The organism is Polaribacter sp. NJDZ03 (assembly GCF_019263805.1).
Taxonomy (GTDB): domain Bacteria; phylum Bacteroidota; class Bacteroidia; order Flavobacteriales; family Flavobacteriaceae; genus Polaribacter.
In genome coordinates this window covers 2,442,794-2,456,616 of record NZ_CP079195.1, presented here as the reverse complement: position 1 = coordinate 2,456,616, position 13,823 = coordinate 2,442,794, and the positions used below count along the sequence as shown (strand labels likewise).

At 30.5% G+C, this 13,823-nt stretch carries 5 protein-coding genes; 1 reads left to right on the top strand and 4 read right to left on the bottom strand.

Features of this window, described 5'->3' with window-relative positions; all coding sequences use genetic code 11:
• Positions 1–15: 15 nt before the first annotated feature.
• The 3 genes from KV700_RS10355 to KV700_RS10345 are packed head-to-tail and all read right to left on the bottom strand — an operon-like array spanning position 16 to position 6,006.
• Positions 16–1,671, bottom strand: a complete 1,656-nt coding sequence (locus KV700_RS10355; RefSeq protein WP_218597840.1) for a RagB/SusD family nutrient uptake outer membrane protein — start codon at positions 1,669–1,671, stop codon at positions 16–18.
• Between the two features lie 18 nt (positions 1,672–1,689).
• Positions 1,690–4,608, bottom strand: coding sequence for a SusC/RagA family TonB-linked outer membrane protein (locus KV700_RS10350; RefSeq protein ID WP_218597839.1), 2,919 nt, complete (start codon positions 4,606–4,608; stop codon positions 1,690–1,692).
• Between the two features lie 27 nt (positions 4,609–4,635).
• The gene (locus KV700_RS10345) at positions 4,636–6,006 is read right to left on the bottom strand and encodes a Gfo/Idh/MocA family protein (protein WP_166385949.1); all 1,371 of its coding nucleotides are present in this window, start codon (positions 6,004–6,006) and stop codon (positions 4,636–4,638) included.
• Positions 6,007–6,233: 227 nt separating this feature from the next.
• Here KV700_RS10345 and KV700_RS10340 point away from each other — a divergent pair, with 227 nt between their 5' ends.
• Complete coding sequence (locus KV700_RS10340) at positions 6,234–10,325, top strand: ATP-binding protein (RefSeq protein ID WP_166385947.1); 4,092 nt, start codon at positions 6,234–6,236, stop codon at positions 10,323–10,325.
• A gap of 68 nt (positions 10,326–10,393) precedes the next feature.
• Here KV700_RS10340 and KV700_RS10335 read toward each other — a convergent pair whose 3' ends face one another.
• Entirely contained in the window at positions 10,394–13,753 is a 3,360-nt protein-coding gene (locus KV700_RS10335; protein ID WP_218597838.1) for a glycoside hydrolase family 2 TIM barrel-domain containing protein, read from the bottom strand.
• Positions 13,754–13,823: the final 70 nt, after the last annotated feature.

The following is a 13,823-nucleotide window of genomic DNA, read 5'->3' as shown; positions in this document are numbered from 1 at the left end:
TGTGAGGTTTTTTTACTAATCATTCTGAATTAAAGTTGGTTGTATTAATATTTGCTGTTCCGGAATAAATTCTATAATAACATTGTTATTAGCCTCTATTTCATAAAATGGATTTGAATTATTTAAGTGCGTACCAGGATACTTTCTATTCATTGTTTTTCCATTTCTATATACATCAAATTTTCTATGACCTTCATAAGCTAATTCTAATCTACGTTCTTCTAAAACAACATCTAATATTGATTTTCCTACAGGAATAGTACTCGTTGTGTATGTAGGAACTGTAGCTCTTGTACGTAAAACATTTACTTCATCTAGGGCAGCTTGTGTAGCTCCTTGTTTGGCCAACGCTTCGGCTTTGTTTAAGTACATTTCTGCTAAACGAGATACTGTTGGAGACCAAAGGTGTAAATCGTTTTCTTGTTGAGATGCTTTAAGGATAAAGAATTTTGGATACCCATTTCGTTTGTCCATATCAAAATCAAAAGTTACATCTTGTCGTCCGGTAGCTCCTACAAAGTAATGTTGTGTTTTACCAGCTACTGTTTCAGATAGTAAAGGGTATGTAATTTCATCATCTTGTAAAGTAATTACACCACCTGTATTTGTAGTACGTCTAAATTGGTATGTATAGGTATCATCTACCCAATATACCGCCGGAATTTTTTGACCATTAGCATCTAATAAATATTGTGGTTCTATAAAACTTTTTCTTAAATCACTTGCATTTTTATTTACCAATTCTAGATAGGTTTGAGAAGCATACATTTCTCCCCAACCAACACCGTCTATCGTTGCGTAAAAAGAGCCAATTGTATACCAATCTTCAGTTCCAGGAATATCAATATCTTTGGTTAAAGTAATAGAAAAAATTGCCTCTTCGTTTTCTGCCGGAGCTAATGTATTCATTACAGCAAAACGGCTAGAAGGTAAAAGTGAATAACGCCCGGAGTTGATTACTTTATCGGCATATTCTATGGCTTTTGTATTATCTTCCATATATAAATATACACGAGATAATAATGCTTGTGCCGCTTCTTTAGTAGCAAAAGAAGCACTTTTGTTTTCATTCATTAAAGCTTCTGCTTTTAATAAATCTGCAATTACTTGGTCATACACTTCACCAACCGTATTTCTGTCTGGTAAATCTGTAATATCCGAAGTTAATTTTAAAGGAATTGATAGGTTTGAAACACCTTGGTTATAAGGTTTTCCAAAAACATTACCCATTTGGAAAAATACGAGTGCTCTAATGTAATAGTTTTCTCCAATTACTTGATCTGCTTCTGCAGAGCTACCTTCTGTTAAGCTCTCTATAACTCTATTTGTACCAACAATAGCTTTAAAAGAATTACTCCAAAATCTATTATTTCTTGAGTTGTTTTGAGTTCTTTGGTAGTTGTAAAAGAAAAATAGGGCATCTGTTGTTCCACCACTTATCATTACATTATCTCCAGAATATTCAGACATTCTATGTAAATCGTCTGACCAACCATCATATCCTTTATCACCCTTTAAAAACAAATAATTACCAAGAGTAGCAGATTGGGCGGCTCCAGGATCTTTAAATAAATCATCTGCGGATATTTCTGTGAAGGGACTTCTATCTAATTCACAAGATGTAAAAACAGCTGTGATTGCTAGTAGTGATATATATATTATTTTCTTCATGTTTAAATTTTTATTTAATTAAAACGTAATATTAAGTCCTAATGCATAACGCTTTGGAATAGGGTAGCCTAAATCTGTAAAACCACCAGCTCCTCCAATAGTAGGATCTACACCTGTAAACTTCGTAAAAGTAGCTAGGTTATCTCCTGTTAAATAGATGTTTGCTCCAGTTACACCAATTTTACTTAGTACATTTTCTGGTATGTCAAAAGAAACTCTAACATTATTTAATCTTAAATAACTTCCGTCTTCTAAATAACGAGAAGAAGTTTGGTTACTTCCTGGATAACCACCAATTCTAGGTTTTGGATGCGTAACAATATCTCCTGGATTTTCCCATCTACTAGAACCTTCTGGCAATACCATTTGATTAAATTGTAAATAATACCCGTCTGAATCAAATAAATTACGAGAAGAATTGTATAATTCTGCTCCGTAAGCAAAACTCCAGTTAGAACTTAAAGTGAAATTTTTATATCTAATATTGGTATTAAAACCACCTGTAAAGTCTGGGTTAGAACTTCCTACAATTTGTACAGTAGCATCATTATAATCTGCTGTAGTACTTACAGTACCATCTTCTTCGATTTTTTCATAAACAGGAGCTCCATTACCTGGGTTTACACCTAACCATTTTCTCATGTAGAAAGTACCTAATTCTTCACCTTCTCTAAGAATGGTAGATCCGCTAATGATATCTGTACCATCTGCAAGCTTTTTTATGTTATTTTGATTAAAACTAGCATTAAAGCCAACATTAATTCCAAAATCATCTTTATTTACGATGTCTGCACCTAAAGAAAATTCAACACCTTTGTTAGTAATAGATCCAATATTTTCAAACCTACCACTAAAACCTGTTTGGTCTGATAATGCTCTGTAGTAAAGTAATCCAGAATTTTCTTTGTTATAAAAATCTACTGCTAAATCTACTTTATTAAAAAATCTAGACTCTAAACCAATATTTGTTTCAATGGCTTTTTCCCAAGTTAAATTTTCGGTACCTAACCTAAGCGGTTTTGCTGCAATAATACCAGCATATTGAAATTTAACATCATACGTACTTAAATACCCAAAACCACCTGGTTGATTACCAACTGCACCATGACTGGCTCTTAGTTTTAAGATATTTATATCATCGATATTAAAAAAATCTTCTTTGTGAATATTCCAACCTGCAGCTATAGAATAAAACGTACCATAACGGTAGTCTTTTGCAAATGCAGATGCACCATCTACTCTTACAGATCCTTTAGCAAAATATAAACCTTTGTAATCATAATCTCCAGAGAATAGGAAAGATTGCTGAGCAAATTCACTTGCGTCACCATTGGCAACAGAAGCTTTTAAACCAACACTTTGTACTTCTCCGTTTACAACCACATTTTCAGACCCAGTAGTAATGTTTTTAGAACTACCATCATTATACTCATAACCTGCTAAAAGGTTTATAGTATGATCATCATTAAAAGTGTTAGAATATTTTAACATTTGATTTGTAAATCTTGTTAAGTTTCTATAGGTATAATCGCTTATAGAACCGTTGGTAGATTTACCTCCGTTAGATCTTGGATCTGTATAGCTAAAAGATTCATACGTTCCATATCTAAAGTTATTAGTAGATATAAAAGTTAAGTTTGGAGCTAGTTTGTATTCAAAATCGAAACTTGCAAACAAGTCAAAAGATTGTGAGTCTGAATAATTCCATTGACGGTCATAGAAAAAGTTTCTTTTATCTCTACCCAACCAATCATCTCCTTGAGAAGTATTTGCATTTATTACAGAGCCATCTTCTGCAAAAGGATTGTCCCAAGGCATATTTGTATAAGCTTCGTATAAATTAGCTTCTCTTGTATCATCTCTACCATCAAAAACAAAATTGATTTTAGGTTTAATCGTTAATTTATCGGTTATTTTATAATCTAAATTTGTACGGAAAGTATATCTGTCAAGCTCATTTCCTATAACGGTACCTTGTTCATTATAATACCCCATAGACATAAATAAATTATGAGTTTCTGTAGCAGATGTAAAAGTTATAGAAGCATCTTTTACAAAAGCATCTTGTGTTGCTCCATCTACCCAATCGTAATCTCTATTTAATAAATCTTCTGTAAACCAAGGATTCGGATTCCCTATTTCTGTATGAAGATCATATAGTTCTTGAGAATTCATTAATCTAAAGTTTCCAGGATTAAATACATTTACACCACTTTTTAAAGAAACCTTAACTTGTGGTTTAGCGCCTATTTTACCTCTTTTAGAAGTAACTATAATTACACCATTTGCACCTCTGTTACCGTATAAAGCAGTTGCAGATGCATCCTTTAAAACAGAAATACTAGCAACATCATTAGGGTTTAATTTAGGATCACTATTACCAATAATAACACCGTCTACTACCCACAATGGTGAATTTGTAGAGTTGATTGAAGATCTACCTCTAATTAAAATACTTGGAGAAGCTCCAGGTGATCCACCACCAGGTAAAACTTGTACTCCAGTAACTTTACCTTGTAACATAGATGCTACTTCTGGAGTGGTTACATCGGCTAATTTTTCTGCGTCTATTTGCACAACAGAAGAAGTTACAGTCTCTCTTTTTTGAGTACCATAAGCAACAATTACCACTTCGTCTAATTGACTTAAACTCTCACTTATAGAAATTTTTAAATTTTGTTCATTTGCAACTGTTACTTCTTTGGTTGTATACCCAAGAGAAGAAACGACAATAATATCTCCAGAACTTAATTTAATGGTTACAACACCATCAAAATCTGTAGACCCTCCTTTGGTTGTTCCTTTAAGAACAACACTTACACCTGGTATTGGCACTTGGTCACTATCTACCACGGTAACAACAACAGACTTTTCTTGGGCAAATAGTACCGCCGAAAAGAATAGCATTGTTATAAAAAATAAGGTACTTTTTTTCATATAAGATTGGTTTTAGTTGATTTTTGATTAATAGTTTTCTTTAATCCAGTTATAAGGTTTTCTTTTTATCCAAGTTCCTCTTGTAAAGTCTGGGAAATCTTGAGGTTCACCATTGTTTTCTATAGATAATTCAGATAATGGAGTAATTGCACTCCAAGCTGCGGCATCATAAGCATCCATTGGTGGTGCAATATTTTCTTTAGCAGATTCTACAAAGGCATTTAATACAAAAAAGTCAATTCCTCCATGGCCAGCTTCGGTTGCAGAATCTCCATATTTTTTCCATAATGGGTGATCGTATTTTTCAAACCAAGCATCCATACCTTCCCAACCATGTCCTTTGGTTGTTCCTTCTACATGGATTCTTTGTGTGTGGTAATCAAAATCTGTTAAGCCTTGTACCCCCTGTACTTTAAAGCCTAATGAATATGGATGTGGTGTATTTACGTTGTGTGTTACTATAATGGTTTCTCCATTAGAAGTTTCTATAGTAGAGGTAATAATATCACCTTGTTTCCACTTTAATTTTGCATTCGGGTGGTCTTTTCCGCCATTATCAACAATATATTTATTTAATCCAATAGCTTTGGTAGCGTGAGATGTTAAAGAGACCATTCTATTACCTCTATTTATATCTGCCATAACTGCTACAGGACCTAAACCATGTGTAGGATACACATCTGCATTTCTTAATAAAGAATGTTGTGTTCTCCAAGCAGATTCAGAAATACCTTTCTCACCAAATTCTACACCTTTTCCATAAGCAGATTTTCCATCGTTTAATTTTACCCCTCTTAAATCGTGTTGATAGCCACATGTAAAATGTAATAATTCACCAAAAACATTTTGTTTTACCATATTTAAAACGGCAAGTACATCTCTTCTATAGTTAACATTTTCTAAAATCATTAAATGAGATCCTGTTTCCTCATGTGTGTTTACCAGGTCCCAACATTCTTCTAATGTATTTGCTGCAGATACTTCTAAGCCTGTATATTTACCAGCCTTCATAGAATCTACTGCCATTTTTGTATGCCATAACCAAGGTGTAGCTATAATTACAGCATCAATTTCTTTTAAAGCTAGAAGGTTTTTATAGTCGTAATCATCTTTACCAAATACTTCTGGAGCTTTTTTACCTGCTTTTTTAATTAACTCTAAAGACATGTCTATTCTCTTTTGGTCTAAATCACAAATAGCCACAATTTCAATATCTTTTCTTTGTAGTGCATTGTTTAAGTGATTTGTTCCTCTTAAGCCTACACCTATAAAAGCAATTTTTAATTTATCTTTTTTTAAATTAAAATCTGCACCAAATGATACACCTGGTAATATTGATAATCCTGCTGTTGCTATTGCTGCTTTTTTTATAAAAGATCTTCTTGAATTTGATTCCATGTTTACACAATGTTAAAGTTATACTGTACAAATATGGTTTTTTTAAGAGTATCTTAACTATATTTTTTCAGCCAAATAAGGCGTTATTTACAGTCAAAATTCAATTTTTGACTGATAAGTATACTTTTATGAATAATCTTAATACCTATATAATCTTAATCTAAGAAAAGACTTTTATAAAATAAAGAATATCTTTATGGAATATTATCCCCCATAATAAAAAAAATATGAGTTATAAGAAGCGATTTTTTTTCCTTCTAGTTTTGTTAATAATTGGCGCTGTTGTTCGTGTAAATGGGCAAAGTAATTTGAATATAAAACACATAAGTCCTTTTTATAAAAATAAAAAAATTGATATCGGTGAAATTGCACACGACTCTATAGGTAATATTTGGATGTCTAGTGGTTCTGGAATCTTAAGATACAATGGCTATTCTTATAATTTTATTGATAAAAAAGAAATTTTTTCAGAAATAGAAAAAAACGATAGAATACATCAAATTTGTACGGATTACTATAATAATATTTGGATAAAAACTAGCAATGGTCTTTTAGCTAAATACAACTCTAGAAAAGGTATTTTTACTACTTTAGATTATTTAATAGAGGAATCTATAGAAATTATAAAACCAATAAAAAAAGGACTTTTAATAGCCACAACTTCAGGAAAAATATACACTATTTATAAGAACCAAGCAGTATATATTTGTACAATTCTAAATACCAATAAATCTGAAAAACGAATTTCAAATATAGATTTTGATGGAGAAACAGAGTTTTTTATAAGTACTTATAATGGAAAAGTTTTTAACTATTCTCTAAAAACGAAACGTTTAGAAGAAATTATTGGAGATTATACCGGATATCCAGGGAAAATTATTTTAGAGGCAGATTACAAAGGTAAACTTTGGATGGGTACGGAGGCGCATGGTTTATTTGTGTACGATGTAAAGCGAAAAATATTTATACAAGACAGTTTTTTAAATGGAAAAACAAAAGGAATTGCAAAGGAATTCTTTATTAGTATTTTTTATGATTCAAATGGTTTTATTTGGTGTGGTACAGACGGTGGTGGTTTGTATAAAATTAATAGCAAAACAGGTAAAATTGTAGTTTATAAGAATAAGTTTCCTAATCATTTTTCTATTAGTAGTAATACTATAATGAATATTAGCGAAGATTTGCAACAAAATATTTGGTTGGTAACCAATCATGGTCACGCAAATGTAATTCCAAAAGAAAATAAAAACGTTAATTACCATAAAGGTTCTATTTCTAGCACTCCTATTAGAGTTTTAAGTATTTATAAGAGTAAAAAAGAAACCTTATGGATTGGTACAGATGGTAATGGATTAACTAGACTTGAAGCAAATAAAAAGGCAAAAGAATATTTTAATAATATTGATAACAATTTTTATATTCAATCTATTACAGAAGATGAAAATGCAAACCTTTGGTTAGGAACTTATAGAAATGGACTTTGGAAATTTGATGCTAAAACAGCCTTATTTTCAAAAATACCTGTAATAAACAAGCTTAACCAAAAGGGAAAAGATGTTAGAATTGTATTTAAAGACTCTAAGGGGCGTATTTGGGCAGGTTCTACTGTATCTTTAAATATATATTCTAAAAATGAAAAATTATTAGCAAGTTTTAATAATAAGCAAGATGCTTTAAATGGGGTTGTTGTAGAAAGTATTATAGAAGATCACGATAATAATATTTGGTTGGGTCAACAAAATGGAGGTCTTTATAAGTTTAATGAAAATAGTAAAGATTTAGTACAATCTACATTTACGCATTATGTTGATAAAGATGAGAATACGCTGCCTAGAATTATAGATATGAGTTTAGGTAAAGAGGGAGAAATTTGGTTTATCAACCAGAACTTTGAGCTTAAATTATTCAATTCAAAAACAGCTACTTTTTATGAGTTTAAGAATTTGTTTCCAAATAAAACACATACTTTTTCGGCGATAGAAGCAGATGATTCAACCAATTTATGGTTGAGTTCTTTTCAGGGTGTTCATCATTTTAATACAGAGAAAAAAGAGGTAACATCTTATTATTCATCCGAAGGCTTTCAAGAAGAACCTTATATATTAAGAAGTGGTTTTAAAGATAAAGAGGGACAAATTTATTTTGGAGGAGCAAAAGGAATTAATTTTTTTAATCCTAAAAAATTAGAAAGATCATCAGTCAAAAAAACTATAGAGCCACATTTATTTATTACTAGTATTGATATTTTAAACAAACCTGCAAAACAAATTATTCCCGAACAAATAACTTCGGAAATTTTTAATGTTGATCATTTAGATTTAAAATACAATCAATCTTCTTTTACCATTCAATTTGCAGCTATTGGTAATATTATTAACCCAAATTATAACTATTCTTATCGGTTAAAAGATTTTGATAAAGAATGGAAATCTACCTACTCAGAAGTTTCTGCAACCTATACAAATATACCTTCTGGTAACTACATTTTTGAAATTAAGGCCAATGAAATTAACCAGCCATTACAAGAGTTACATAAGCAAATTACAATTACTATATCACCACCATTTTGGCAAAACTCTTATGCTTATCTCTTTTATTTATTAATTTTATTTGTAATCATATTTATAGTGTCTAAATGGGTTTTAATAAGACGAAAATTATTGATAAATAAAATTAGCAGACGACAAGAAAAGGAGTTTAATAAAGCAAAAATGAATTTCTTTACCAAAATGTCTCATGAAATTCAAACGCCAATAACTTTAATTCTTGGGCCAATAGATAATATGTTAGAAAGGGCAGCACAAAATGGAGATCTTCTACTTAAAGAACGCCTAAAGATTATTGCAAATAATGCGAGTAGGTTATCTAGAATTGCCAGAGATTTAACTTTGGTTAGAAATAAAGATTTAAACAGGTTAAAACTTTCGGTTACTCAAAATAATTTAAAAGAAAACATAGATCAGGTTTCTTTATCCTTTAAAGAATTAGCAAGAATTAAAAACATCGATTTTACAATAAATTGCCCTAATAATATAGGAGATACTTGGTACGATAAAGATAAGATGGAGCATATTTTATATAACATTTTAGGAAACTCTTTTAAATACACCCCTAAAGAAGGGAATATTTTATTAACGGTAAAACCAATAAATAAAAAGGAAGTATTAAAAATCTCTATATCAGATTCTGGTATTGGAATTCCAAAAGATGAGCTAGAAGATATTTTTAAATTATTTTATAGATCTAGTAATAAAAATGAAGCAAAAGGTACCGGAATAGGTTTAGCACTTACCAAAGAATTGGTGACTTTACATAAAGGAAGAATTAAAGTAGATAGTTCTAAAGACGAAGGCACCACTTTTACATTTAAGATACCTGTTTCTGAAGATTCTTATTCAGATGATGAAAAAATTACGTCAAGTAAAAAAGAAGTTCATAAACCTATTGCTATAGAAACAAATTTGGTAAAAGAACCTGTTGTAAAAAGTACTATTAATAAAACCAAAAAGACAATTTTAGTTGTTGAAGATAATTTTGAGTTGCAAAATTTTCTACAAGATTTATTATTAGAAGAATACAATGTTATACTGGCAGAAAATGGTAGAGAAGGCTGTTATTTAGCCAAAAATAACTTACCAGATTTAATAATTAGTGATGTAATGATGCCAGAAATGGATGGTATAGAAATGTGCGAAGTGCTGTCTAAAGATAATTTAACAAAACACATTCCTGTAATTTTATTAACAGCAAAAAACTCTACCCAAGCAAAAATTACGGGTTTAAAAACGGGTGCAATAGAGTATATAAATAAGCCTTTTAACTCAAATGAGTTGTTGTTAAAAATTAATAATATTATTGCTTCAAAAGACTCTATTATTTCTAAATATAGAAAAGAACTAATTAATAGTCCTAAAATAAAAATAGAAAAATCGCAAGATGAACTCTTTTTAGAAAGTTTTAATGAAATAGTAAATGAACGCTTAAATGATCCTAATTTTAAGGTAGATGAATTAGCAGATAAATTAAATATGAGTCATTCTAGCTTGTATAGAAAATGTTCTTCGTTAACCGGTTTAAGTCTTATAGATTACATTAGGCAGGCGCGTTTAAATAAAGCTGTGGTCTTGTTGGTTAAATGTGGCTACAATATTTCTGAAGTTGCTTATATGGTTGGTTTTAACAACCCTAAGTATTTTTCAAAAAGTTTTAAAGCTCAATTTAAATTAACCCCAAAGGTGTTTAAAAATAAGGCAAATGCATCTAAAGATATGGAAGCGTATTTAAAAGAATACAACATAGATATATTAGACTTCGAATAATATTTAAACATAATTTTATGAAACTTCAAAGGTTTTAAAGCCTTTGAAGTTTTATTCTTATAATAAAATCACTCTTCTATATACATTTTGCTTTTTTCTATCAAAGCATCTTCATCACTATTTTTAAAAGGAATTAAATAAAAACTATAGTTATGTTTTTTATCGCCCTTAATTAAATATTTTTCTTGTGGTTTAGAGTACCAACTATCATCTCCAGCAACACCACGTTGTGCTAAATCTATATTTAATTGTACTAAATCTTGTTCTTTAATATCTATGGTATGTTTAGAAGCATTTATTTTTGGAATTCCATCTATTTGATACTCTTTATTAATTTTAGTGTTTCCTCCATAAGATAATCCTGCAGTAGTATCAAAATCTTCATTTGGCATGTGTAAAGCACTAATACCTAATCCTTTTTTAATGTTATTTGCAACAACTAATAAACCCGTATTATTCGTGTTTGCTAAGGCAACCCAACGGACATCTGTTTTGTAGCCGTTCTCTTGAGGTCTAATATAAGGTACGTATTGATTTTTTACCTTAGAGTGGTAAATAGCTACAAATGCTGCATTATTTCTGTCTTGGTAATTTTCCCAAGGCCCTCTACCTAAAAAAGTCATATTTTCATATTCTTTTAAAAGTTGCATGCTCATACCAATTCTTGGTAAATCTGCTCCATATTCTGTAGTATTTAGGGTATTATCTATTTTTACAACACCGTCTCCGTAAATTGTATACTTAGAAACAAATGTAGTTTCTACGCCTGGTAATTTATAAACTACATTTAAAAACACACTACCGTTGTCTAAGGTAGACACCTCTAATTTTACTACTTTAGAAAATAAGGAAGCTTTTTTCCATTCTATATTTTTAATATGCATTTGGCTTCCAAAATCATTATCTGTAACGGCTCTCCAGAAATTAGGTTTTGGCCCTTTTCCTTCTTTTAACAACTCTTTTCCTTTGTATTTATAAGTTGTTATTCTTCCTTTATCTTTACTAAAATAAACGTCTATATTATTATTAGAAACCTTAATTCCGTTTGCTTGTTTATAGATGTTTAATGTTGTTGAATTTTTAATTTCAGAAACACTTTTTTGATACTTTTTGGTTAGGTTAAATTGCTCGTGTGCAACTTCAAATCCTTTTGGTAAAATTCCCCATGTATCTTTTGTTAAGGCACTTATCTCAAGAAAATATTCTGTGTTTTCTGTGTATTTTACATCGCTTAAATCTACTCTTACCAATTTACCAATATGTGGTACTACATCTATATAATTAATTTTTATTGTTTTTAAAACTTTTCCATCAGCTTTAATTTTTGCAATAAAATCAAATGCGTTTAAATTTGTAAAATCGTATAAGTTTTCTATAAAAATTCTTAATTGATCTTTTTTGGTATAGCCACTATTTTTAAAGTTGATAAACTCATGCGCTTTTTTAACTTCATATAAAGCAGGTTGAGGTGTTCTGTCTGGAAACACAATTCCGTTGTTTAAAAAAGAATTATCTGTTGGCATATTTTCGCCATAATCACCACCAAAGGCATAATATTTTTCACCTTTACTATTTGTTTTCCAAATAGATTGATCTACCCAATCCCAGATAAAACCTCCTTGTAAATTATCATATTGTTCAATAATATCCCAATAATCCTGAAAATTACCAGTACTATTTCCCATTGCATGGGCATATTCACTGGGTATAAAAGGTCTGTCTGTTTTATGTTTTCCGATGTACTCAAAGGTTGCTGGAGACGGATATTGAGGAACAATAATATCTGTATTCCAATCCATATCTAAAATGTTACCATCTTCTTCTTTATATGGTCGCTCATATTGTACAGGTCTTTTTGTAGCATCTTGTGCTTTTATAGCTTTATAACCAGCATAGAAATTAATACCGTTACCAGCTTCATTTCCCATAGACCAAATAATAACCGATGCATGGTTTTTATCACGCTGTACCATTCTAACCATTCTGTCTACATGGGCATTTTCCCAAGTTGCTTTTTTAGCCAAAGAATGCTCTCCATAATACATACCATGAGACTCAATATTTGCTTCATCAACAACATAAATTCCGTATTCATCACACAACTCATAAAATCTTCTTTGTTGCGGATAATGGCTTAAACGAACTGCGTTAATGTTATTTTCTTTCCAAAGTTGAATGTCTCTTAAAATTTGAGATTCTGGCACTACATGTCCCGTTTCTGGGTTATGTTCTTGTGTATTTACCCCTTTCAATGTAATTCGTTGCCCGTTTACCAAAAGCAATCCATTTTTAATTTCTACAGATCTAAAACCTATTTTTTGTGGAATTACTTCCAACGTTTTACCTTTTTTATCTTTTAATTCAACAAGTAATGTATACAGGTTTGGGTGTTCTGCACTCCATTGTTTTACATTATTAATTAATCCATTAAAATTAACAACACCTTTTTTACTGTTTAAAACATCTGTTTTTAGTTCATTAGAAAGAACTACTTTATTTTTATCATTTAAAACTTTATAATGAATACTAACTTTTTGTTTTTTTGAAGTGTGATTTTCTAAAGATACCGTTGCTTCAAAGACACCCGTTTGGTAAGCATTATCTAAAACCGATTTCACTTCAATATCTTGAATACGTGTTTTAGGTTGTGCATAAATATAAACACTACGTTCAATTCCGCTAATTCTCCAGAAATCCTGACATTCTAAATATGAACCATCCGTCCATCTAAAAATTTGTATTGCAATGGTATTTTTTCCTGGTTTTATTGCTTCGGTAATATTAAATTCTGCTGGTAATTTACTCCCTTGAGAATACCCAATATATTTGCCATTTATCCAGACAAATCCACCAGATTTCATTGCACCTATCTGTAAGAACATTTCTTTATTGCCCCAGCTAGATGCCACATTAAATGTTCTTCTGTAAGAACCAACCGGATTGTAATTATCTGGTACATTACCTGGGTTTTTCGGGTATACTCCATTTATAAGTTCCATATCTTCTGCTATGGGAGCTTTATAATCTGCAAATTCATATTGATGATTTACATAAATAGGCACTCCAAAACCTTCTACTTCCCAGTTAGAAGGTACTTTTATCGTTTCCCAATCTGTAACATCTTCATCAGGATTCATAAAAGTTACCGATCTGTCTTTAGGATTTTTTACCCATTTAAAATTCCAATCACCATCTAAACTCTGTGTATATGTTTCTGTATTTGACAACGCCTTTTTTTCTGAAGTAAAAGAGGTAAACGAACTATGTGTATCTAATTTGTTTTCAGAAATAACTTTTTCATTTTCTATGTAGCTCTTATAATCGGTAATAGGGTTTAGTTTTTGAGACCAAAAAGAATTGGTTAATAATAACATCGCAATAAAAAAAGTGCCTTTAAAATTTAAATAATTTAATTTTTTAGAACTCATAATGGGAATTTTTTTAAACATAGTTTTCATTTTCTAAATTGGAGAAGATTATTGCCTTTATTGCTTGGGT

Coding starts and splice junctions, on each gene's coding strand:
- KV700_RS10355 (WP_218597840.1), bottom strand. CDS start 1,671: ATGAAGAAAATAATATATATATCACTACTAGCAATCACAGCTGTTTTT.
- KV700_RS10350 (WP_218597839.1), bottom strand. CDS start 4,608: ATGAAAAAAAGTACCTTATTTTTTATAACAATGCTATTCTTTTCGGCG.
- KV700_RS10345 (WP_166385949.1), bottom strand. CDS start 6,006: ATGGAATCAAATTCAAGAAGATCTTTTATAAAAAAAGCAGCAATAGCA.
- KV700_RS10340 (WP_166385947.1), top strand. CDS start 6,234: ATGAGTTATAAGAAGCGATTTTTTTTCCTTCTAGTTTTGTTAATAATT.
- KV700_RS10335 (WP_218597838.1), bottom strand. CDS start 13,753: ATGAGTTCTAAAAAATTAAATTATTTAAATTTTAAAGGCACTTTTTTT.